General features: G+C 59.2%; 23 protein-coding genes. 14 read left to right on the top strand and 9 right to left on the bottom strand.

The window, feature by feature from the left end; genetic code table 11:
- Positions 1-69 precede the first annotated feature (69 nt).
- The 5 genes from DYL61_RS19050 to ggt all read left to right on the top strand — a co-directional run bounded on the left by DYL61_RS19050 (position 70) and on the right by ggt (position 4,444).
- Positions 70-783, top strand: a complete 714-nt coding sequence (locus DYL61_RS19050; RefSeq protein ID WP_135309604.1) for a CerR family C-terminal domain-containing protein — start codon at positions 70-72, stop codon at positions 781-783.
- Positions 784-905: 122 nt separating this feature from the next.
- A complete protein-coding gene (locus DYL61_RS31325) occupies positions 906-1,079 on the top strand; it encodes a hypothetical protein (RefSeq protein WP_167497983.1) in 174 nt (57 codons plus the stop codon).
- Between the two features lie 156 nt (positions 1,080-1,235).
- Positions 1,236-1,532, top strand: a complete 297-nt coding sequence (locus DYL61_RS31320) for a hypothetical protein (RefSeq protein WP_167497982.1) — start codon at positions 1,236-1,238, stop codon at positions 1,530-1,532.
- Between the two features lie 89 nt (positions 1,533-1,621).
- Positions 1,622-2,602 (top strand): GlxA family transcriptional regulator, encoded by a 981-nt coding sequence (locus DYL61_RS19045; RefSeq protein WP_135309646.1) that lies wholly within the window; start codon positions 1,622-1,624, stop codon positions 2,600-2,602.
- 114 nt (positions 2,603-2,716) lie between these two features.
- Entirely contained in the window at positions 2,717-4,444 is a 1,728-nt protein-coding gene (ggt, locus tag DYL61_RS19040) for a gamma-glutamyltransferase (RefSeq protein WP_135309603.1), read from the top strand.
- 143 nt (positions 4,445-4,587) lie between these two features.
- Here the strand turns inward: ggt and DYL61_RS19035 are convergent, their stop codons facing one another.
- Both DYL61_RS19035 and pnuC read right to left on the bottom strand, forming a co-directional pair.
- Entirely contained in the window at positions 4,588-5,112 is a 525-nt protein-coding gene (locus DYL61_RS19035) for an AAA family ATPase (RefSeq protein WP_135309602.1), read from the bottom strand.
- Positions 5,109-5,672 (bottom strand): nicotinamide riboside transporter PnuC, encoded by a 564-nt coding sequence (gene pnuC, locus DYL61_RS19030; RefSeq protein WP_135309601.1) that lies wholly within the window; start codon positions 5,670-5,672, stop codon positions 5,109-5,111. The genes DYL61_RS19035 and pnuC overlap by 4 nt, the downstream gene beginning before the upstream one ends.
- 304 nt (positions 5,673-5,976) lie before the next feature.
- On the opposite strand from pnuC, the gene DYL61_RS19025 reads away from it, so the two are divergent.
- The gene (locus DYL61_RS19025; protein ID WP_135309600.1) at positions 5,977-6,807 is read left to right on the top strand and encodes an undecaprenyl-diphosphate phosphatase; all 831 of its coding nucleotides are present in this window, start codon (positions 5,977-5,979) and stop codon (positions 6,805-6,807) included.
- Positions 6,804-7,187, top strand: coding sequence for a DUF1294 domain-containing protein (locus tag DYL61_RS19020; protein WP_135309599.1), 384 nt, complete (start codon positions 6,804-6,806; stop codon positions 7,185-7,187). The genes DYL61_RS19025 and DYL61_RS19020 overlap by 4 nt, the downstream gene beginning before the upstream one ends.
- Here DYL61_RS19020 and DYL61_RS19015 read toward each other — a convergent pair.
- Together DYL61_RS19015 and DYL61_RS19010 are read right to left on the bottom strand one after the other, a co-directional pair.
- Positions 7,176-7,532, bottom strand: a complete 357-nt coding sequence (locus DYL61_RS19015) for an MmcQ/YjbR family DNA-binding protein (protein ID WP_135309598.1) — start codon at positions 7,530-7,532, stop codon at positions 7,176-7,178. The two genes, DYL61_RS19020 and DYL61_RS19015, sit on opposite strands and share 12 nt — an antisense overlap.
- Positions 7,529-8,437 carry a LysR substrate-binding domain-containing protein gene (locus DYL61_RS19010; protein WP_135309597.1) on the bottom strand — a complete coding sequence of 303 codons (909 nt, stop codon included), beginning with the start codon at positions 8,435-8,437 and terminating at the stop codon, positions 7,529-7,531. The genes DYL61_RS19015 and DYL61_RS19010 overlap by 4 nt, the downstream gene beginning before the upstream one ends.
- 123 nt (positions 8,438-8,560) lie before the next feature.
- On the opposite strand from DYL61_RS19010, the gene DYL61_RS19005 reads away from it, so the two are divergent.
- Positions 8,561-9,172: an FMN-dependent NADH-azoreductase gene (locus DYL61_RS19005; protein ID WP_135309596.1), complete on the top strand. Its 612-nt coding sequence runs from the start codon at positions 8,561-8,563 to the stop codon at positions 9,170-9,172.
- A 229-nt stretch (positions 9,173-9,401) separates the two neighbouring features.
- Positions 9,402-10,439 carry an alpha/beta hydrolase family protein gene (locus DYL61_RS19000; RefSeq protein WP_135309595.1) on the top strand — a complete coding sequence of 346 codons (1,038 nt, stop codon included), beginning with the start codon at positions 9,402-9,404 and terminating at the stop codon, positions 10,437-10,439.
- On the opposite strand, the gene DYL61_RS18995 is transcribed toward DYL61_RS19000, so the two are convergent.
- Together DYL61_RS18995 and DYL61_RS18990 are read right to left on the bottom strand one after the other, a co-directional pair.
- Positions 10,433-11,608, bottom strand: coding sequence for an MFS transporter (locus DYL61_RS18995; RefSeq protein WP_135309594.1), 1,176 nt, complete (start codon positions 11,606-11,608; stop codon positions 10,433-10,435). The genes DYL61_RS19000 and DYL61_RS18995 overlap by 7 nt on opposite strands.
- 285 nt (positions 11,609-11,893) lie before the next feature.
- Entirely contained in the window at positions 11,894-13,480 is a 1,587-nt protein-coding gene (locus DYL61_RS18990; RefSeq protein WP_135309593.1) for an ABC-F family ATPase, read from the bottom strand.
- A 296-nt stretch (positions 13,481-13,776) separates the two neighbouring features.
- Between DYL61_RS18990 and DYL61_RS18985 the strand changes: the two genes are divergently transcribed.
- Positions 13,777-14,589, top strand: coding sequence for a class I SAM-dependent methyltransferase (locus DYL61_RS18985; RefSeq protein ID WP_135309592.1), 813 nt, complete (start codon positions 13,777-13,779; stop codon positions 14,587-14,589).
- 92 nt (positions 14,590-14,681) lie between these two features.
- On the opposite strand, the gene DYL61_RS18980 is transcribed toward DYL61_RS18985, so the two are convergent.
- Entirely contained in the window at positions 14,682-15,068 is a 387-nt protein-coding gene (locus tag DYL61_RS18980) for a TIGR03067 domain-containing protein (protein ID WP_135309591.1), read from the bottom strand.
- 401 nt (positions 15,069-15,469) lie between these two features.
- On the opposite strand from DYL61_RS18980, the gene DYL61_RS18975 reads away from it, so the two are divergent.
- Together DYL61_RS18975 and lpxO are read left to right on the top strand one after the other, a co-directional pair.
- Positions 15,470-16,786: a Wzz/FepE/Etk N-terminal domain-containing protein gene (locus DYL61_RS18975; RefSeq protein WP_135309590.1), complete on the top strand. Its 1,317-nt coding sequence runs from the start codon at positions 15,470-15,472 to the stop codon at positions 16,784-16,786.
- A gap of 256 nt (positions 16,787-17,042) precedes the next feature.
- Positions 17,043-17,942, top strand: coding sequence for a lipid A hydroxylase LpxO (gene lpxO / locus DYL61_RS18970; protein WP_135309589.1), 900 nt, complete (start codon positions 17,043-17,045; stop codon positions 17,940-17,942).
- Positions 17,943-17,959: 17 nt separating this feature from the next.
- On the opposite strand, the gene ligD is transcribed toward lpxO, so the two are convergent.
- Both ligD and ku read right to left on the bottom strand, forming a co-directional pair.
- Positions 17,960-20,416 (bottom strand): DNA ligase D, encoded by a 2,457-nt coding sequence (ligD, locus tag DYL61_RS18965; protein WP_135309588.1) that lies wholly within the window; start codon positions 20,414-20,416, stop codon positions 17,960-17,962.
- A gap of 3 nt (positions 20,417-20,419) precedes the next feature.
- Positions 20,420-21,253: a non-homologous end joining protein Ku gene (gene ku / locus DYL61_RS18960; RefSeq protein WP_135309587.1), complete on the bottom strand. Its 834-nt coding sequence runs from the start codon at positions 21,251-21,253 to the stop codon at positions 20,420-20,422.
- A gap of 185 nt (positions 21,254-21,438) precedes the next feature.
- Here ku and DYL61_RS18955 point away from each other — a divergent pair, with 185 nt between their 5' ends.
- Together DYL61_RS18955 and DYL61_RS18950 are read left to right on the top strand one after the other, a co-directional pair.
- Positions 21,439-21,753, top strand: a complete 315-nt coding sequence (locus tag DYL61_RS18955) for a hypothetical protein (protein ID WP_135309586.1) — start codon at positions 21,439-21,441, stop codon at positions 21,751-21,753.
- Positions 21,754-21,764: 11 nt separating this feature from the next.
- Positions 21,765-22,922, top strand: coding sequence for a PQQ-dependent sugar dehydrogenase (locus DYL61_RS18950; protein ID WP_135309585.1), 1,158 nt, complete (start codon positions 21,765-21,767; stop codon positions 22,920-22,922).

Here is a 22,922-nt window from a genome sequence, read left to right as displayed (position 1 = left end):
ATAAATTCCTTTTTTCGCGAAATTTTGTCAACTGGTATATTTTGGTCCGGGACTTGGAAGGAGCAGCACATGGCACGACATAAACCTGCCGCCGAAGGGGGCTACCAGCGTGGTGAAGAAACCCGTGCGCGGATTATCGACGCAGCGGTCGTCGTGTTTGGCGAGCGTGGCTACGACGGCGCTTCTACCCGTGATATCGCCACGGCGGCCGGGGTCAATGCGCCGGCGATCCAGTATTACTTCGATGGCAAAGAGGGCGTCTACCTGGCCTGTGTCGAACACTTGATCACCCTGCTGTGGCGCAAGATGGCGCCTACCGTTGAGGCCGCCGAACTGGCGTTAGCCGATGAAATCTGCCCCGACACGCGCCTGATCGAGGTGTCATTGGGCATTTTGGGCACGGTGGTCTCGACCATCCAGGACAGCCCCGAGGCGACAGTCTGGCGGGCGTTCCTCGACCGTCATCAGGCAGGCCTGTGTCCGGAAAGCGCGACGACGGCGTTCGAGGAGCGTTTCAAGGCGCGTATCGGCCGGGTGATCCGGCAATTGATTGCGCGGCTTGCGGGCTTTGCGGTGGAAGACGAGCGCACCGTGATCCACTCGATGGCGCTGTTCACCCAGGGCCTCGCGTTTCGCGTGCAAAAGCCCAAGTTGCTGGCCGCGTTGAACTGGACGCAGATCGATCGAAAGGAAATGGAGTTGGTCTGCGAAGTGGTGCTGACACAGGCGCGCTTCACGCTCGAGGGGCTGGTGCGGTTGAGGTATCAGTCCCCGGCGCACTGAGTGCGGGTTGTACCGGTGTGCTTACAAACCCTACCAACGCGTTACACGAAAGCCGTGACGCCTGCGCAGTTGCGCTGTCTCAACCAGCGAGAAGTTAATCTCGTCGAGTAGAGAGTGTTGTCATGAAGTTGAATTACCTAACCAAGGCGGCTGTGGTTGTCGCGTTGCTGTCGACCTTGTCGGGCTGCTGGATGTTCATGCCACCGGGCGGTGGCGGTGGTGGAGGCCATGGTGGCGGGCACGGCCAAGGTGGTGGCCCAGGCGGTGGTGGCGGTGGCGGCGGTCCGCGCTACTGATAGGCAAAAAAAGAGGCGAGCCCACCGTGGCTCGCCTCTTTTTTTGCCTTGGATAAATCCCGGGCAAAGAAAAGCCCGCAGGGGGCGTGCGGGCTAAAGGGATGTTCATTAGGAGCTGGGTCCACCATAGGCGGGCCTGTGTGAAAGGTTTGTGAAATGCCTGCTGTCCATTCCTGGGATGTGAACTCAGACCGGAGAGATAGTCGCCAGCAGACCGATACCAATGGTCAACACCAAAAAACCGAACAGAAAAAGCGCCATCTTGGTCATAAGGCCTCCGAAGGGAAGGGCAGCGGCAGGGACATTCCTGTCGCACTCGACACGCGTGTCGGGCATGGGGCTATTGTCCGCGCAGTGCAGATTTCGGTACAGGCGCAGATAACGATGAAAAAACCGTATCAGATGCCTGTGTGGCCGCTGTACCAAGGGTTGCTCAACGGTGTGGGTTTCTAAAGATCAGCCCGACGAATAAGATGGCGCCCACGGCATCAACAATAAAAGTGGGCAAAGCCTTGATGGAAAGACGTCAATTCAGCGGTGGCATGAAAGGCAAGAACCTGCGCTACCTCAACGAAACACAGCAGCCGGCGTCGGTCACCCGCGTCGGCTTCTTGTTGCTCGAACATTTCTCCCTGCCCGCATTCACCCAGACCCTCGACACCCTGGTCACTGCCAACTTGCTGCGTCCTGATCTGTTTGCATCACAGACGTTCGGCTGTTGCGACGGCGAAGTGATCAGCGATCTGGGGCTGGTTATCCGGCCTGATGCGCGCCTTGATGTCCTCGCGCTGCAAGACCTCGACCTGTTGGTGGTCTGTGGGGGATTTCGCACTGAGCTCAAGGCTGGTGAGGACTTTATCCAGCTATTGCGCAGTGCCGCCGAGCAGGGCGCCAGCCTCGCCGGGTTGTGGAACGGTTCCTGGTTTCTCGGCCGCGCCGGCTTGCTGCAAGACTATCGCTGCGCCATCCACCCCGAACATCGCCCGGCCCTGGCCGAGGTGGCCAAGGCGGCGCAGGTCACCAGTGAACCCTTTGTCATTGATCGTGATCGCCTCACCGCGTCGAGCCCGTCGGGCGCGTTCCATATGGCGCTGGATTGGATCAAGAACCTGCATGGCAAGGCGTTGGTCGAGGGCATCGAAGACATCCTGGCGTTCGAGGAGTCGCGTTATCGGCGCATCAAACCCACTGAAAACATCAGCGTCAGCGCGCCGTTGCGTGAAGTGGTCAAGCTGATGGACGCCAACCTGGAAGAGCCGTTGGAACTCGACCAACTCGCCGTCTATGCGGGCCGCTCGCGGCGCCAGCTCGAACGGTTGTTCAAGGAGCAACTGGGTACCACGCCACAGCGTTACTACATGGAACTGCGCGTCACCGAGGCGCGACGCTTGTTGCAGCACACCGAGTTATCGCAGGTGGAAGTGCTGGTGGCATGCGGGTTTGTTTCGCCGAGCCATTTCAGCAAGTGCTACAGCTCGTATTTTGGCTATCGCCCGTCAAAGGAGAAGCGGCTGATCAAGTAGCCAGGGCGGCTCCGTTCCGTGACCGACAAGTTCTGTAATAAAAACGCCATTGCGCTGGGGATTAAATCCGGGACGGGCTATTTTGGTGCGTCTTAACAACTAGAGTAGCCATGGATGAAATACCAACCCTTCAGCCGTACCTTGATTGCCACTGCCCTGGTGCTGACCGTCAGTGGTGTTGTACAGGCCGCGTCCCAGGCGCCGGTGGCCGGTGAAAATGGCATGGTAGTCACGGCCCAGCATTTGGCCACTCATGTCGGTGTGGATGTGCTCAAGGCCGGTGGCAACGCGGTGGATGCCGCTGTCGCTGTCGGCTATGCGCTGGCGGTGGTGTACCCGGCGGCGGGTAACTTGGGCGGCGGTGGTTTTATGACGGTGCAACTGGCGGACGGGCGCAAGACGTTCCTCGACTTCCGCGAAAAAGCCCCGTTGGCGGCCACTGCCAACATGTACCTGGATAAAGACGGCAATGTCGTCGAAGGCCTCAGCGCCAAGGGCCACCTGGCCGTCGGCGTACCCGGCACCGTTTCCGGCATGGAGCTGGCACTGAGCAAGTACGGCACTCTCAAACGCGCCCAGGTGATTGCGCCGGCGATCAAGTTGGCAGAAAACGGTTTTGAACTGGAGCAGGGCGATATCGACCTGCTACACACCGCCACCGGCGAGTTCGAAAAAGACAAGGACATGCGCGGCATCTTCCTGCACAACGGCCAGCCAATGCAGGTCGGGCAGAAACTGGTGCAGAAAGACCTGGCCAAGACCCTCAAGGAAATCTCGGCCAAAGGCAGCGACGGTTTCTATAAAGGCTGGGTCGCCAAGGCCCTGGTGGACTCCAGCCAGGCCGGCAAAGGCATCATCACCCAGGCGGATCTTGATAAGTACAAGACCCGCGAACTGGCGCCCATCGAGTGCGACTACCGTGGCTATCATGTGGTCTCGGCACCACCACCAAGCTCCGGTGGTGTGGTGATCTGCCAGATCATGAACATCCTCGAAGGCTACCCGATGGCAGACCTGGGCTATCACTCGGCCCAGGGCCTGCATTACCAGATCGAAGCGATGCGCCACGCCTACGTGGACCGGAACAGCTACCTCGGCGACCCGGACTTCGTGAAGAACCCGATCGAGCACCTGCTGGATAAAAACTACGCCGCCAAGCTGCGCGCGGCCATCGAGCCACAAAGGGCCGGTGACTCCCAGGCCATCAAGCCCGGCGTATCACCCCATGAAGGCAACAACACCACCCACTATTCCATCGTCGACAAGTGGGGCAATGCGGTGTCGGTGACCTACACCCTCAACGACTGGTTCGGCGCGGGCGTAATGGCCAGCAAGACCGGGGTGATCCTCAACGATGAAATGGACGACTTCACCGTCAAGGTCGGCGTACCGAACATGTACGGCCTGGTCCAGGGTGAAGCCAACGCCATCGCACCGGGCAAGGCACCGCTGTCGTCGATGAGCCCGACCATCGTGACCAAGGATGGCAAGGCGGTGATGGTAGTCGGCACGCCGGGTGGCAGCCGCATTATTACGGCGACGCTGCTGACTATCCTGAATGTCATCGACTACAAGATGAACATCCAGGAAGCCGTGGACGCGCCGCGTTTCCACCAGCAGTGGATGCCGGACACCACTAACCTTGAGACCTTTGCAGTGAGCCCGGATACCCAGAAGATTCTGGAAAGTTGGGGCCATAAGTTTGCCGGTCCGCAGGATGCCAACCACTTGGCGGCGATCCTGGTAGGCGCGCCATCGTTGGATGGTAAGCCAGTGGGCAACAACCGCTTCTACGGAGCGAATGATCCGCGTCGCAACACCGGGCTGTCCTTGGGCTACTAAAGCCTGGCGCGGTTCAAACTGTGGGAGCGGGCAAGCCCTAATGCCAGTCAGTTAAGAGATGACAGGAGCAACACCGCCGCTCATCTGCTGTTTCCTTAACTGACTGGCATTAGGGCTTGCCCGTGCCCACAAGGAGGGCGGTGTCAAGGCTGAAGCAGTTGTTCCACCGCCGAAAACGCCACCCGCCTGCGCTCTTCCCAATCCCCCCGAATCACCATCACCGGCTGTCGATGCTGCTGCATCCAGTTCAGGCTCGCCTGGAAAAACGCCTGGCGATCCGCCAACGCTGGCTGGCAACGCTGGCCATCGGCGGTCCATTCCACATCCTCCGGCGACAGCAGCAGGTGCAGGTCGTAGTGGCGGGCCAGCAGCTCGCGGTCCAGCCATGCGGGATAATCGCCGAATAGGGTCTGGCTCCACAGCTTGTTGGTGAGCAAATGCGTATCGAGGATCAGCAGGCGTGGCTGTTCGGCGCGGGCGGCATCCTCCCAGGCGAGTTGGCCTTGAGCGATGTCGGGGATATCCGCCAGGCACGTATCGCGCTGGTGGTGATCGATAAAGTGGCGCACGTATTCGCCCACCATCACTCCGCCAAAGTGCGCTTGTAGTTCCGCCGCCAACCAGCTTTTACCGCTGGATTCGGGTCCTGCCAGTACCACCACTTTCATGACTGCAACGCCGGATCGGCGCGCCATTCACGCCAGCCTTGCACGGCGATCACGGTGAACAGCGCGTAGAGCGCCGCAGTGAGGTAGAGGCCTTTGTAGAGGAACAGCCCGACGAAGATCACATCCACGACAATCCACAGCGGCCAGCATTGCACACGTTTCTGCGCCATCCACATCTGTGCCACCAGGCTGAAACCGGTAAGGGCCGCGTCCAGCCACGGTTGGGCTGCGTCGGTCCAGTGGGCCATGGCCGCGCCGAGCAACAGGCTGCCCACGGCACCCACGGCCAGGCTCGCCATGATCGCCGGCCAGCCCAGGCGGGTGACCTGGCGGCCTTGCTTGATCTCGCCGGCGCGGGTCCATTGCCACCAACCGTAGACTTGCAACGCGGCGTAGACCACTTGCAGCAGCATGTCGGAATACAGTTTTACGTCGTAGAACACCCAGGTGTAGAGCAACACCATCACCAGGCCGATGGGCCAGCACCAGGGGTTCTGCTTGACCGTCAGCCAGACAGCGATCACCCCCAGTGCGGCGGCGAACAGTTCAAGCCCGGACATGGCGGTTCCTTGGGAGAGTGGGAGAGGGCGGGGATTGTAACCACTGGTATCCAATCTTCAAAACACGGCAGGTCCGCTGTGGGAGGGGCTTGCACTCCAGGCTCTTTATAATTGTGGGCGCCGCATCGACTTTTTCCGCGTGTCTGATAGGCTTTCGGCCTGCATTCGGAAAACCTGAATACGCTCTGATTTTTCACGGATTTTTTGCATGTCGGTGTTGAGAATACACACCGGGCCTTGTCGTCAGTGAACCACTAAAAAAGATTAATAAGGCATGCCATCGAGCATGACCTTTGGGGGAAACATGGATTTTTGGACGGCCATACAGGCATTGATTCTTGGCGTGGTGGAGGGGCTCACGGAGTTCTTGCCAATCTCCAGCACCGGCCACCAGATTATCGTGGCCGACTTGATCGGCTTCGGCGGCGAACGCTTCGAGGCGTTCAATATCATTATTCAGTTAGGCGCGATTCTCGCGGTGGTCTGGGAGTTCCGCCGCAAGATCCTGGATGTAGTCATCGGTTTGCCGACCCAGCCCAGTGCCCGGCGTTTTACGGTCAACCTGATCATCGCCGTGTTACCGGCAGTGGTGTTGGGGGTGATTTTCGCCGACCTGATCAAGCATTACCTGTTCAATCCGATCACCGTGGCGGCGGCGTTGGTGGTGGGCGGCGTGATTATGTTGTGGGCCGAAAGACGCCAGCACCGCACGCACGCTGAAACCGTCGACGAGATCACCTGGAAAGACGCGATCAAGATCGGTTTTGCCCAATGCCTTGCCATGATTCCGGGCACTTCGCGCTCCGGTGCGACGATCATCGGCGGCCTGTTGTTTGGCCTGTCGCGCAAGACCGCCACGGAGTTCTCGTTCTTCCTGGCGATGCCGACCATGGTCGGCGCGGCGGTGTATTCGGGCTACAAGTACCGTGACCTGTTCCAGCCGGGCGACCTGCCGGTGTTTGCCGTTGGTTTTATCACCTCGTTCATCTTCGCGATGATCGCGGTCAAGGCCTTGCTCAAGTTCATCGCCAACCACAGCTACGCCGCGTTTGCCTGGTACCGGATCGCGTTTGGTTTGGTGATCCTGGCCACCTGGCAGTTCGGCTGGATCGACTGGACCGCGGTCAAGCCGTGAACATCCAGTACCCACGCCTGAAGGCGGCAATTTTTGCGTTGTTGTGCGCCGCGCCGCTGTTGGGCTCGGTGCTGGTGTGGCGTCGCGGTGAGACGCTGATTCCGCTGGTGGCCTACGGTGTGGTCAGTGTCATTGCGTTTTTCCTGTATTGGAGCGACAAGCGCAAGGCGCAGACCGACCGTTGGCGCACCCCGGAAAACATCCTGCATGCCGTCGAGTTGGCCGGTGGATGGCCGGGAGCGTTGATCGCCCAGCAGGTGTTCCGGCACAAGACGCGCAAGGTGTCTTATCAGGTGCTGTTCTGGGTGATCGTGTTGCTGCATGAGGTATTCTGGCTCGACCAGTTGTTCCTCGGTGGCACGCTGTTGTCAGTCCTCTAGCAACAAGCCGATCTGCGTGCGCTTGGGCAGTTTGCTGACCACCAATTGGTGGGAGCGCTGCAACAGGCCACGCAGCTCCCCAGCGCCCAGCGGGTAGGGCGTATTCATGATGATCCACTGCGCACGCGCCAGGTACGGCGCCGGATGGATGCCTGGGCGGTCGACCTGGCCCAGGAACAGTTCCTTGTCGACCTTGAACGCCAGCGAGTCGCCGCGCAGGCCTTGCAGGGCGAACATCTTGTTGCCGGCAATCGAGAACACGCGCACGCCGCCCCATTTATAGTCTTCCCGGGCGCCGGGCAGGCTCAGACAGAACTGGGCGACGTGTTCTTCGGTCATGTTCATAGCAATCGGTCTCCGCAATCTTTAAAGCCTTGTTCCAGATAATCGATCCACGCACGAATGGCCGGCAGCACGCCACGTCGGTGTGGGTATACCGCCTGTAACCAGCCGCCGGGCAACGACCATTCGGGCAGCAGTTGCATCAAGCGGCCGCTGGCCAGTTCCTCTTCGCAATACATCATCGGCAGCACGGTAAAGCCCAGCCCCATGATTGCGCTGGCCTTGCGCACGATGAAATCGTCGATGCCCAGGCGCGCTTCCATCACCAGTTCGTGGGGGTTGCCCTGTGGGTCGAGAATGCGCTGGTGCACCATGCGGTCGGCCTCCAGTGCGCCGAGCATCGGTAGCTGGCGCAGGTCATCCAGGGTGTCGATGGGTTGGCCGTGGATAAACGTAGGGCTGGCCACCAGCACGGTCTGCGCGCGGCGCAGACGCTTGGTGACCAACAGCGGGTCTTCATCGCCCAATTCACGCACGCGCAGGGCTACGTCGATGCCTTCGGCCACCAGGTCGACGCGGCGGTTGACCAAGGTCATTTCCAGCTGCACCTGGGGGTAAGCGGCGAGAAATCCGGCCACCAGTTCCGGCAGGATGTGCTGGGCCATGCCCACCGGGCAACTGACGCGCAATCGCCCACGAGGCTCGCTGGACATGCTGGCCACCGCCTCATCGGCCATTTCCGCTTCCAGCAACATGGCCTGGCAATGGCGCAGGTATCGCTCGCCCACGGCGGTGAGGGTGAGTTGGCGGGTGGTGCGTTGCAGCAAGCGCGCGCCGAGGCGTTCTTCAAGCTCGGCAATACGTCGCGACAGCCGCGACTTGGGAATCCCCAGCAAGCGCCCGGCGGCCGCGAAGCCACCGGCTTCGACGACTTTGGCGAAGTAGTAGAGGTCGTTGAGGTCTTGCATGGTCAGCCTATTGTCCTGTCAGTGAGACAAACTATCGCATTTCAGCTGCCTTATCGGCTATTGGTTTCATGCGTAGGATTACCCCATCTGATCGCCACTGACGATCCTACTCGGAGAACTCAAATGAAACTGTTGCACATCGATTCCAGCATCCTCGGCGACAACTCGGCCTCCCGTCAGCTCAGCGCCGGCGTAGTCAAGGCCTGGCAATTGGCCGAACCGGGCGTAGAAATCACCTACCGTGACGTGGCGGCCGAAGGCATCAACCACTTCTCCGGCGCAACCCTGGGCGCGCTGGGCACTCCGGCAGAACAGCGTGATGCTGCCCAACAGCATGAAGCCGACCTGAGCGCCAAGACCCTCGCCGAATTCCTGGCTGCCGACGCGGTGGTCATCGGTGCGCCGATGTACAACTTCACTATCCCAACCCAGCTCAAAGCCTGGATCGACCGCATCGCCGTCGCCGGCCAGACCTTCCGCTACACCGAAGCCGGCCCGGAAGGCCTGTGCGGTAACAAGAAAGTCATCATCGTGTCGACCTCGGGCGGCCTGCACGCCGGCCAAGCCACGGGCGTAGCCCATGAAGACTACTTGAAAGTGCTGCTGGGCTTTCTCGGTATCACCGACATCGAATTCGTCCGCGCCCATGGCCTGGCCTATGGCGACGAAGTGCGCAGCAAATCCCTGAGCGACGCCAACACGCTGATCAACGAGCAGTTGTTCGCGGCTGCGTAAAGCTTGTGTAAACCTGCGTTGTTCCGCGTTTCAATCTGAAACCGGGCGTCTAAACTCTGTATTCTGATCGCCTCAAAACGACCGGAGTACGGAGTTTTTTCGTTTACCCGCTGTCATTACTTTGGCCCAGGTTATGCACGTAGGGGTTCACCACCCGGTACGAGCGCCTTGAACCATGGACTTTTCAACCCGACATGCCGGTTTTCATGCAGCAAAGGTGGACATCCTCATGATGCGTCTTTGTGCAGTTCTGCTCCTTTCCTTGCTCGGTGGCCTGGTTTCAGTGCACGCCGCGCCCGCGCCGCACCCGCATTGGAGTGTGGGCTTTCATCGCATGATCTTTCTCGATCCATTGGATCTGCAGCCGATGAAAGCCATTGCGTTCTATCCGTCGACCGATGCCCCACACACGACGCAGTTGGGTGCCTATCAGGTCGCGGCGTCTGAAGATTCCAAGATCGCCATCGGACGTTTTCCGATGCTGATGCTCTCCCACGGCAACACCGGTACACCGCTGGCCTTGCATGACCTGGCCACTTCCCTGGCGCGCAAGGGTTTTGTGGTGGTGGCGGTGCTGCACCCAGGTGACAACTACAAAGACCACAGCCGTCTGGGCACGGTGAGCAACCTGTATGGGCGGCCGATCCAGATTTCCGAAGCCATCACCGCCACGTTGGGCGACCCGATGTTGTCGCCGTTCGTCAACGTCGATCAGGTTGGGGTCATCGGTTACTCGGCGGGTGGCGAAACCGCGCTGATCCTGGCCGGCGCCAAACCCGATTTTGACCGGCTGCGTCGCTACTGCCAGGAGCGTCCGGAAGATCGCGATGCCTGCACCACCAAAGGCGAACTGGTGGTCGACCGTGATGACCTCCAGCCCCAGGCCGACCCACGCATTCATGCCTTGATGCTGATGGCCCCGCTGAGCCTGATGTTTGGCCGTCACACCCTTGCCGATGTGCATGTGCCGGTGCTGCTCTACAGTGGCGATGGCGACAAACTGGTGGCCGTGGACAAGAACGCCGCCGCCCTGGCGCGCAAACTGCCGGAACCGCCGGACTTCAAGCTGTTGGCCGGGGCAGGGCACTTCGTGTTCATGGCGCCTTGCGACAGCGATCAATTGGCCGCGATGCCAGCGATTTGCACCGATGCCGATGGCGTCGACCGCGAAGGCATTCACCGCGACTTGATCTCCGAAGCCGGGCGTTTTTTCAGCCACACCCTGGGCCAATCGACCCGCGCCGGTATGCAGACGGCAGATCAGTAAGCGCGACGCTTGAGCAAGACGGTCACGCAAAGGGCTGAAACCGACAGCAGCGCCGCGCAAAAGAAGATCCAGCCGTAGCCGAGGTTCAGCGCCACGGCCCCCATCAACGGCCCGGCAATCGCCAGGGCCAGGTCAAAGAACACCGCGTAGGCACTCAAGCCCGCACCACGGCTGCTGTTGGGCACCTGCTTGATGGCTTCCACGCCCAGCGCCGGGTACACCAGCGACAAGCCGAACCCGGTCAAACCGGCGCCGACCAGGGCCACACCGGTGGACGGTGCCAGCCAGAGCAAGGTCAAGCCCAGGGTCTCGATGGTCATGCAGGCAATCGCAGCACGGAACCCGCCAAAACGGCTGATGGCCGAGATGAACAGCAGCCGCGACAGGATAAAACACACGCCGAACACCGTCAGGCAGTAGGCTGCCCCGGTCCAGCCGCGGTTGACGTAGTACAGGGTGATAAAGGTGGTCAGGGTGCCGTAGCCAATCGACGACAGGCACAGGCTGGCGCCAAACGGCGCGATACGCCCGAACACCGACCAGAACGGCAAGCGTTCACCACGGACTACCGGTACTGACGGCTTGTTGCGGATCAGTACCAGCCCTAGGGTGGACAACGCCGCCAATATGATGCCCAGGCTGGTGTAGCCATACTCGGCGACCATGACCACGCCGAGCGGCGCGCCGATGGCGATAGCGCCATAGGACGCGATTCCATTCCATGAAATTGAGCGCGCGGTGTGCTCGGCGCCGACCTGGCCCATGCACCAACTGATCGTACCCACGCCAATCAGGCCTTGAGCCACGCCCAGCAACAGTCGGGCGGCGATCAAAATGCCCAGGCTCAGCGTGGGCGTGCTTTCCAGCAGCGTGGCGAAAAACGTCAGCACGCCGCTGACCAGAATGCCCGCTAATCCCAGCACAATCGCACGCTTGGTGCCGACGTTATCCGACATCCTCCCCGCCATGGGTCGACTGAGCAGGGTGGCCAGGTACTGCGAACCGATGGTAATGCCCGCCACCACCGCACTGAAACCCAATTGATCATGCACATAGCCCGGAATCACCGCTATCGGCAGGCCGATGCAGATAAAGGCGATAAAGGTGTAGAACACGATGGAGACGATCTGGAGGGTGATCGATAGAGAGCTGGGGGCGGCGGCTGGCATGTGCACTCTTTCGCGGGCGGGCGGTGAGGGCATCATGGCAAGGGTCTGGAGGAAAAGGAAGCAGGCTAACTAATTTTGATTTTGTTGTGAACGGGCATGCCCCAGTTGAGGGAAACACTGTACCTGTGGCGAGGGAGCTTGCTCCCGTTGGACTGCGTAGCAGTCCCAGTCTTTTAAAACCAAGAGCTGGGGCCGCTTCGCGGCCCAGCGGGAGCAAGCTCCCTCGCCACAGGTTACGTTACACTTGCCATTTCTTAACTGACTGGCATTGCACAGCAAGCCGGGTTAGAAGACCACGCCTTGGCTGCGCAGGTAGTCGTCATAGGTGCCGCTGAAGTCGATCACGCCGTTGGCGCTCAACTCGATGATGCGGGTGGCCAGGGACGATACGAACTCACGGTCGTGGCTGACGAAGATCAGCGTGCCTGGGTAGTTTTCCAGCGCCAGGTTCAGCGCTTCGATGGATTCCATGTCCAAGTGGTTGGTCGGTTCGTCCATGATCAGCACGTTCGGCTTTTGCAGGATCAGCTTGCCGAACAGCATGCGGCCTTGCTCACCACCGGAAATCACCTTCACCGATTTCTGGATCTCGTCGTTGGAGAACAGCATGCGACCCAGGGTGCCACGGATCATTTGCTCGCCTTGGGTCCACTGGCCCATCCAGTCGAACAGCGTCACGTCGTCTTCGAAGTCATGCGCATGGTCCTGGGCGTAGTAGCCCAATTCCGCAGCATCGGTCCACTTGACGCTACCGGCATCCGGGGTCAGTTCGTTGACCAGGGTGCGCAGCAGGGTGGTCTTGCCGATACCGTTCGGACCGATGATCGCCACACGCTCGCCGGCTTCAACCTGGAAGCTGAAATCCTTGAACAGTGGCTTGCCGTCGAAGCCTTTGGCCATACGCTCGACGATGACCGCCTGGCGGTGCAGCTTTTTGTTCTGCTCGAAACGGATGAACGGGCTCACACGGCTCGAAGGCTTGACCTCGGCCAATTGGATCTTGTCGATCGCCTTGGCACGGGAAGTGGCCTGCTTGGCTTTCGAGGCGTTGGCCGAGAAACGGCTGACGAAGGATTGCAGCTCGGAGATCTGCGCCTTCTTCTTGGCGTTGTCCGACAGCAGTTGCTCGCGGGACTGGGTCGCAACCGTCATGTACTCGTCGTAGTTGCCCGGGAACAGACGCAACTCGCCGTAGTCCAGGTCAGCCATGTGGGTGCACACGCTGTTCAGGAAGTGACGGTCGTGAGAGATGATGATCATCAGGCTGGAGCGCTGGGTCAGGATGTTTTCCAGCCAGCGGATGGTGTTGATGTCCAGGTGGTTGGTCGGTTCGTCGAGCAACAGCACTTCCGGATCGGAGAACAACGCCTGGGCCAGCAATACACGCAGCTTCCAGCCCGGAGACACTTCGCTCATCGGGCCGAAGTGTTGCTCCAGCGGAATACCCAGGCCCAGCAGCAGCTCACCGGCACGGGATTCGGCGGTGTAGCCGTCCATTTCGGCGAATTCGGTTTCCAGCTCGGCCACGGCCATGCCGTCTTCTTCGCTCATTTCCGGCAGCGAGTAGATACGGTCGCGCTCGGCCTTGACCTTCCACAGCTCTTCGTGACCCATGATCACGGTGTCGATCACGTTGAATTCTTCGTAGGCGAACTGGTCCTGGCGCAGTTTACCCAGACGCACATTCGGCTCCAACATGACCTGTCCGCCGGACGGATCGAGGTCGCCGCCGAGGATTTTCATGAAGGTCGACTTGCCGCAACCATTGGCACCGATCAAACCATAACGGTTGCCGCCGCCGAACTTGACCGAGACGTTCTCGAAGAGCGGCTTGGCGCCGAACTGCATGGTGATGTTAGCTGTGGAGATCAATTACTTTACCTATCAATGGGTTGCGAGCCAGGCGGCAGGTGCCTCCAGGCATGCGTCAACAGCGACGTCAAGGCGCGAAACCCGGTCGCTGAGCAAAAAATGGGGATGTGTGTTGGAATTTGGCGCGCATTGTCGCATATGTGAGGCGACAGTTGTATGGCGCACGGAAGATGGTTTTGCCCGTGGCTAAGGCCATAGAAGTCATGATGGCCGGTAGGGCTCGCATTCCGGGGTTTTAATCGGCCGGCACTTGGCTTACTTTCTGAATCCCGCCGTAACGAACGCCTGGAGATGCAATGGACCTGCCCTCAGCCCAAAAAGCGATTGCCTGTAACAAGGACGCCTGGGACCAATCCGCCAGCCTGCATAAAGCCACTGACACCTGGAGCACACTGCTCAAGTCGGTGGGTGACCCTGGCTTTTCGTGTCTGGACCCGACGATCTCCGGCGTGCTGGTGGAGATTGGCGTGGCCGATAAGGATGTCGTGCAACTGTGCTGCAACAACGGTCGCGAAAGTCTTTCGCTGTATGGTCTGGGCGCACGCTCAGTGGTGGGGGTGGACCAGTCACGGGCCTTTCTCCAGCAAGCCTGCGAACTCGCAGCGCTTTCGCCGCACACGCCGGAGTTTATCGAAAGCGACATCCATCATTTACCGCCCCAACTGCATGAGCGGTTCGATATTGCCCTGGTGACCATTGGCGTTCTGGGCTGGATGCCGGACGTGGTGCAATTCATGCGGCATGCCGCCAGCACCTTGAAGCCCGGTGGCAGTTTGGTGCTGTATGAAACCCATCCGTTTTTGGAAGTGTTCGATCCTAGGGCGCCAGAACCGCTATTGCCTGCCACTTCGTACTTCCGGCGCGAGCCCTTTGTGCTGCAGGAGTCCATCGTCTATGAGGGGCTGGGCGAGCAGGCGGGGCCGACGTCCTATTGGTTCGTTCATACCTTGGGCGCAGTGGTCAGTGCGGCCATTGCGGCCAATCTGCAGATCAGCCACTTGCAGGAGTACCCGCACTCAAATCGCGAGGAGCTTTACGACCAGTATGAACATCAGCCAGCGCAATTGCCGTTGTGCTTTACCTTGACCGCCACCAAACGCGATGCCTGAGTGCACGCTAAGGGATTTGCCGGAATAGGCAGGTTTCGCCCTATAGACCCAAAAGCCAAGGGTTTGTGAGAATGCCTGTGCCCGTTCATGAGTCAGGCACGACGTATGAACGTACGCATGGTTTGACCTGGGCCCGTACTGAATGAGGCGGGCCTGGGCATGTTTTCATCGGCTGCAATAAACACAAAATCATCCCCATCAAGTCGATAGCTGGCGGGTAAGTGCTTGCCAGCATCTTCTCCTATGGAATCGACCCAGGTAATGCTTTTGGGCGTTGTGGTGCTGTCCAGGAAAAACCGGCCAGCCAGCAAGACCTCGCCACCTACGGTTTTAACCTCAAAGTGGTCGCCGTTGATGGTCGTGATTGCGCCAGGTGCGGTATGGGCATCGGCAGGATTGAGTACGCCGTTGTCTTCAAGTGAAGTTTGTTCCCAGTCACCTTGTAACGCTTGAAAGTCTGGGTTTGAAATAAGTGACATACAAAATCCTTTTTTGCGGTAGGGTCAATCGCTGGTTGTTCCAGACAGTGTGTCGTTTAGCCTTGGCTGATGCGCAATCAATTGTAAGAAATATCCTGTTTTTTAGTCGCTCCTTCGAATTTTCCTTTGGTGATAGGGAATTAACCTAAGTTTGCCTGGTCGCAGGATAATATCTTGTAAAGATCAGTCTATGCTTTGGGTGTCTGGCAATTATGACATTCATATGACTGATATCAAAATGCTAGTTCTTTTGGTCGTGGCGCGGATCAGTTAATTGGGGGTCGCATGCTGGCACTGGGCTATCGCCGTGATGGGCCCGGATATTGCCCCCTGTTTATCCAGTCGTTATTCAGGTCTACGTTGTTGGGCGCTGAATTTGAACTCATCAGGGTGTATTAACGTTGAATAACACTCCTCAGCTTCACCCTCATTCAGCTTCGGATGAAATTGATCTGTTTGAGTTGTTTCATGGGATATGGAAACAAAAGAAATGGGTTATTGGCTGCACGTTGCTGGCGACTCTTGTAGGAGTAGGCTACGCGTTTCTTGCACCACAGTATTATCAGGTCAGCAGCGTGCTTCGGCCTGCAGCAATCAATGAGCTGGATGCGCTCAATCGCTCTGAAGTCTATAAGTTGCCGCCGGCGGATGCCCTTGCCAAGGTAGGGGCGCAACTGGACTCTTATGAGGCTCGGTTGGGATTTTTTCGGGCCAACCCTGCGCTGTTCGAAGCGTTCCAAAAGCCTGGGCAAAGCCTGGAACAGAGTTTTGAGAAATTTAACCGAGACGCTATCAACCTTGTACTGCCAGGCCCAAAGACCGCCGAGCCCCTCAGCAATTTTGTCCGTCTGGAAATGCAATACCCCAAGGGTATTGATGGCGTGGCGATCCTAAACGGGTTTGTCGACTACGCGATCAAGCAGGAGCGCGATCAAGTGGGGGCCGACCTGAAGGTCATCGTCAACAACCGCCTCAACGAACTCAAAGGCAAGATCGACGCGGCTCGCGCCAATTATGAAACAACCAAAGAGTCGAAAATTGCCAGGCTGTTGGAGGCCGACAGAGTCAAACGTGCTCGGTTGCAGGACGAACTCGGTGCTTTGCGTTTGCAGATGAAGATGGAGCGTGATGATCGGTTGGCGGAACTGACTGAGGCGATCTCGATTGCCAAGTCGCTCGGCATCAAGAGCCCCACCACGCCCTCTGCCATGGAGGGTGTAGGCTCTGGCGGGGCCAGTCAGGTGATGCGTACGGTGGTCACCAATCAAAAAGTACCGTTGTACTTCATGGGCTCCCAGGCGCTGGAAGCAGAGCGTTCAGCGTTGTTGCAGCGTACCAGCGATGATTTCACCAACGCACGCGTCGCCGAGATCGGCAAAGAGTTGCGAATGCTCGATACCAACCGTGAAGTGGAAGTGCTGAACAATCGCAAGAATGAGGACGTGTTCTTGCAGGACGTCGAGCCGTTGCGCGCGGAAGTGGCGCGGTTGCGCGGCCTTAATATTGATATGACGGCGCTGAAATTGGTCACCATCGACCGGCAGGCGCAGGAGCCGCTGCAAACGTTCAAACCGCGTAAAGCGCTGGTGGTTGGGCTGAGCTTGTTGGTTGGCCTGATGCTTGGCATAGCGATCGCGCTGATTTGGCATTTTATTCAGGTTCGACGCCAAACCGGGCCGTTTTCGGTGGTCGATGATCGTCGCTTACCCCGCCAATAACGTGGGGAAGGGGATGCGCGGGTTGTCATAATGACAGGCCCGCGCAAGTCGTGTCAGTAGACAGCTTTTCACAATTCTTAGTTAACTTTTGGTTACAAACTGTGGCTAAATAACGCCCAATGGCCGCGCGCCGGGATGTCCTCCAGCCGCTCGTGCCGATTGTGTGAATTGTGATTTCAGGTGCTGCTTGTTTAATCCTCGGCCATTGCGAATACCGGGGAGCAGCCTGTTCTCTACTGACTTGTGACGACATCCCTTGAAACTCATCATTGTTATTCTCTACGTTGCCTCCATTGCGTATGTACACCTGCGTGGCCGGGTGCGACACAAGCTGGGCCGCCAGCTCAGTGACCATTCGACCTTCCTGGCACCGATCAACTGCTTCCTTTATCTGTTCTCCAAGCTGCCCAGCCGACCGTATCTGTCGCCCAGCGACTTCCCCGATTTGAGCCCGTTGCAGGAACACTGGGAAGAGATTCGCCTGGAAGGCCAGAACCTGATGCGCGCCGGTGAGATCAAGCGTTCCGAGCAATACAATGACGTGGGTTTCAACTCGTTCTTCAAGTCGGGTTGGAAGCGTTTTTACTTGAAGTGGTACGGCGACAGCCATCCTTCGGCGATGAAGCTCTGCCCGCGTACCACCGAGTTGGTGCAAAGCATCGGCTCGATCAAGGCGGCGATGTTTGCCGAACTGCCGCCGGGGTCGAAACTGGTGCGCCACCGCGACCCGTATGCCGGCTCCTACCGCTACCACCTGGGCCTGGACACGCCGAATGACCCGGGTTGCTACATCAACGTGGACGGCGAGAGCTATTACTGGCGCGACGGCGAGCCGGTGATGTTCGATGAGACCTACATTCATTACGCCGAGAACACCACGCAACAAAACCGCATCATTCTGTTCTGCGACGTCGAGCGGCCGATGAAATACCGATGGGCCACGGCGTTCAATCGCTGGTTCAGCCGCAATGTGATGGCGGCGGCAGGTTCTCCCAACGATGCCGGTGACAAAACCGGCGGGCTGAACCGGGCCTTTACCCGCCTGTATAAGATTCGCTTGCGCGGCAAGGAACTGAAAAAGCGTAACCGCACACGTTACTACCTGGAAAAGTGGGCGATCTTCGCGGCATTGGCGCTGATCTTCATACTGATCTGATCCCTGGCGGGCGCGGTTCACTCGGGTGGATTCGCGCCCAGCTTGTCCCACATCTTCTTGCTGATCTTTTGCCGGTGAGCAAAACCTGCCCAGGGATCAGCCTTCAAACCCTGCAAGCGTTCCATCACGTTGGCAACCGTCCATTGTTGGGCGCCGCGCAATTGCAACAACTCATCACGACTGATCGGCACCGACACGGGCAGGCCCGGACGAGCGCGCACCGAGTAGGCCGCCACCGTACTCGCACCCCGCGCATTGCGCAGATAATCGATAAAGATCTTGCCGACACGATTCTTCGCTCCTGAGGTCGCAGTGAAGCGTTCGGGCAATTGCTGCGTCATGAATTGTGCGATGGCTTTAGTGAACGCTTTGACAGTGTCCCAGCCATCTCGGCGCCCTAAGGGCACCACAAGGTGAAGCCCCTTGCCACCGCTGGTTTTAACAAACGCTTGCAGGCCCAGTTCATCCAGCACGGACAGGGTCAGTTGCGCGGCTTCGAGCATGGTTTTCCAAGGCAGTGCCGGGTCTGGGTCGAGGTCAAGCACAAACAGGTCAGGCGTCTCAATCTTGTCCGAGGTTGCGCCCCAGGTATGCAGTTCGACGGTGCCCATTTGCACGGCGCCCACCAGCGCCGCAGCACTGTCGATTTCCATCAGGCGCGCATGGCCAGGGTCCAGTGTGGGGTCTAGTTGCTTGATATGGGGAATTGCCAGGCGCTCTGCATGTTTTTGGAAGAACTGCTCGCCTTCAATGCCCTCCGGAGCCCGCAGTAATGACACTGGCCGGTGGCGCAAAAATGGCAGGATCCAGTCGCTGATGTCGTTGTAGAACTGTGCCAATTTCTGCTTTTGAGTGCCGCTTTGCGGGTCGATGATACGGTCGGCGTGGGTGATCGTGACGTCACCGATCGCGTTACTTGGGCGCGTTGACGCATCAGGTGCAAGCGGTTGTTCGTGTACGACTTGCGCAGCCGGCTTATCACTGCGCAACCCAATGAATACCGCGTGGCGAACGAGGCCGGTGCGCGTCCATTCAGCAAATTGCACCTCGCCGACCAACTTCGGCTCTACCCAGTGCACGCCTTGACCCTGAGTGCTGGTCAGCGGCTTTGACAGTGGTGAGGTTTTACGTGTCAACGGCGTGAGCTGCGCGTAGATGTGCTTCAGTGCGGCTTGATTGAATCCGGTGCCGACGCGCCCGGCATACACCAGTCCCGATGCCTCATTGACCGCCAGCAGCAACGCGCCAAAACCGCTGCGTGAGCCCTGGGGCTGGGTGTAGCCGACAATCACAAACTCCTGGCGCCGGCGGCATTTGAGCTTGATCCAATCGGCGCTGCGGGTGCCGGTGTACGGGCTACCCAGGCGTTTGCCGATGACGCCTTCAAGGTGGAGCGCGCAGGCACTTTCGAGAATGTCCCGGTGATCGGCGCTGAAGGCGTCGGAGAAGCGCAGCAATTGACTTGAGTTGCCCGCCAACGCGTCCTTGAGTGCCGCGCGGCGCTTCTCGACCGGCGCATCGCACTGATCCTGTCCGTTGATAAACGGTGCATCGAACAGGTAATAGACAAGGTCCAGGCTGCGTCCACTGTCAAACGCATTTTGCAGCGCCTGAAAGTCTGGCAACCCGTCGCCATTGAGGCTGACCAGTTCGCCGTCCAGCCAGCTGTCCTTGAGCTTAAGGGCGTGCAACGCCTTGACTTGACGCGGCAGACGCCCGGTCCAGTCATGGCCATTGCGCGTGAACAGGCGCACCTCGCCGTCGCGAACGCGGGCAAGCATGCGGTAGCCGTCGAACTTGATTTCGTATTGCCAGTTACCGTCCGGGGCTCGATCCACCAGCGTCGCCAGTTGTGGCGTGAGCTGCGAGGGGAGGGTGGGCTTTTTTTTTGACCGGGTCTTGGCTTTGCCCACGGAGGCCCCGCTAAGCACGCTATTGGGCTGGGCCTGGACGATGTCGTAATCGCTGGCTGCTCGTGCCTGGTGGTCTTTTTCCTTGATCAGCAGCCATTGCTCCTTGTCGCCGCTGCCCTTGAGGCGCGTGCGCACCAGCGCCCAGTCCCCCGAGAGTTTCTCGCCGATCAGGCTGAACTTGAGCTTACCCGCGGCATAGGCCTTATGGGGATCGTCATGGGGTTGCCAGACGCCGCGGTCCCACACGATGACGTCGCCAGCGCCATATTGACCAGCTGCAATGTTGCCCTCGAAGCCGCCGTAGCTCAGCGGGTGATCTTCCACGTGCACGGCCAGGCGTTTTTGACTGGGGTCCAGACTGGGCCCCTTGGGCACCGCCCAGCTTTTGAGGACGCCGTCGAGTTCCAGCCGAAAGTCATAGTGCAGGTTGCGGGCGTCGTGCTTCTGGATCACGAATGACAACGCCGACTGCTTGCGCTTGCCCGCGGGCGTTTTGCCGGAGGGCTCGGCGGTGATGTCAAAGTCGCGCTTGCGGTTGTATTCGCTCAAGGGCTTTGGCATGGGTCATGACGCCTTGGTGGACTTTTTCGCGGCGGGTTTCTTGGTCGGCTTGCCGGCCAGGCTGCGCTTGAGCAATTCGGTCAGGTCGATCACATCGGCGGATTTGCGCTCTTCGCTGCCTTTGACGGTTTCCACATTCTTGATCTTGCCGGCCTTCGCCTTTTTCGCCACCAGCGCCATGATTTTTTCCTGGAAACTGTCGCGGTAATCGTCGGGCTGCCAATCGGCGCTCATGTCCTCCACCAGGCGCTTGGCCATGTCCAACTCGCCCTTGGCCAGGCTGGGCTTGGTCACGTCACTGCCCAGTTCCAGTTCGTCCAGGCTGCGCACTTCGGCGGGCCAGCGCAGCATTACCAGCACCAAGGCTGACTCCAAGGGCATCAGGGCCGCGAGGTGCTGTTTGGTGTGCAGGACCACATTGGCCAGGGCAACTTTGCGGGTTTTCCTAAGGGTTTCCCTGAGCAGCGCATACACCTTGCCACCGCGTTTATCCGGGGCAAGAAAGTAGGGCGTATCGATGTTCTGCAAGGGGATCTGGTCGCTGGCGACAAAGGCGATGATTTCGATGGTCTGGGTCGATTTAGGATGGGCCGAGCGAATCTCTTCTTCACTGAGCACCACGTAGCGACCCTTCTCGAATGCCACGCCTTTGACGATGTTGTCTTTGCTGACTTCCTTGCCGGTGGTTTTGTTGATGCGCTTGTAGCCCACTGGGTCCATGCTGCGTTTGTCCAGCCAGTCGAAGTCCACGCCCTGGGAAGAGGTTGCCGACACCAGCGATACCGGGATGTGTACCAAGCCAAAACTGATCGCGCCTTTCCAGATTGCCCGTGGCATGCCTGTGTTTCCTTGCGAAGACTGTGTGTTCTGGTGACTCGCAGGCACTCAGGAAAGTTTCGATGAATAGATGCGCGGACAGATCGTGTTACACCTGATGAGAAAGTATTTAGTTACGAATGCCGAACCCAGGGCGTAGCGTGTTATCGAAAGCACGTACTCCTCGTCCCTTGAGAGGCTTTGTCATGAAAAGCTGTGTGCGTCACATCGCAGTGTTGCTGGTGGGGCTGGCCATGGTTCCATTGGTCCAGGCGCAAAGCCTGCCGGGCAGCACCGACTCCAACAACAGCCCGATCCATCGGGCCAACCCCAACAGCATGCAGGGCACTCAGCCCAATGCACCCGCCGTGCGGGGTATCCAGACGGGGCCGACACCACGGGCGCCCACCGTGGAAAATGGCGGCATCGGCAACCGTTATCCCAAGCGCGATGCCGCTCCCAGCCGCCCGGCTACCGAAACCAAAGCACCCACCTATGATGCCAACGGCAATCGCCGGTAAGGACTTGTCTTATGTTGCTACGTAAAACCCTGCTAGCCGTCCTTTGCACCACCACGCTGCTGCCGCTGACGGCTGTTTATGCAGCCGATGCCCAACAGTTCCCCAGCGAGCAAGGCAGTATCACGGCGACGCCCATCGCCAAAGGCCTGGACCATCCATGGGCGGTCGCGTTCCTGCCCGACAAGCAAGGCTTCCTGGTGACCGAACGCCCGGGGCACCTGCGGTTCGTCAGCCCGGACGGCACGCTTTCCGCTCCGTTGACCGGCGTGCCAGAGGTGTGGGCCAAGGGGCAGGGCGGCTTGCTGGACGTGGTGCTGTCTCCCGACTTCAAGCAAGATCGCCTGGTGTATCTCTCCTACGCAGAAGGCGGCGGCAAGGGCGGTACGGCCGGCACTGCCGTTGGGCGCGGGCGTCTGTCGGCTGACTTGAAGGGCTTGACCGATTTCAAGGTGATCCTGCGCCAGGAACCCAAACTGTCTACCGGGAACCACTTTGGTTCGCGGCTGGCATTCGACCGTGATGGCTACTTGTTTGTCACCCTGGGGGAAAACAACGACCGGCCCACCGCCCAGGACCTGGACAAGCTGCAAGGCAAGGTCGTGCGAATTTACCCGGATGGCCGCGTGCCGGATGACAACCCCTTCGTCGGCCAGCAAGGCGTGCGCCCCGAAATCTGGTCCTACGGCCAGCGTAACCCGCAGGGTCTGGCGCTGAACCCGTGGAGCGGCACGATCTGGGAAAACGAGCACGGCCCTCGTGGCGGTGATGAGATCAATATCATCGAGCGTGGCAAAAACTACGGTTGGCCGTTGGCGACCCACGGCATCAACTACTCCCTGACGCCGATTCCCGAGGCCAAGGGCAAGACCGTTGAAGGTACGGTGCCACCGCATCATGTCTGGGAAAAGTCCCCTGGCATCAGCGGTATGGCGTTCTATGATGCGGACCGTTTCAAACCTTGGCAGCACAACGTATTTATTGGCGCGCTGGTCAGCCAGGAATTGATTCGATTGCAGTTTGATGGCGACAAGGTTGTCCACGAAGAACGTTTGCTGGGCGGCTTGAAAGCGCGAATCCGTGACGTGCGCCAAGGTCCCGACGGCTACTTGTATGTGCTGACCGATGACGACAATGGCGTGCTATACCGCGTGGGCCTGAATTCCGACTGA

Source organism: Pseudomonas nabeulensis (assembly GCF_004682045.1).
GTDB classification, from domain to species: domain Bacteria; phylum Pseudomonadota; class Gammaproteobacteria; order Pseudomonadales; family Pseudomonadaceae; genus Aquipseudomonas; species Aquipseudomonas nabeulensis.
This window is presented reverse-complemented; position numbering and strand designations above follow the sequence as displayed.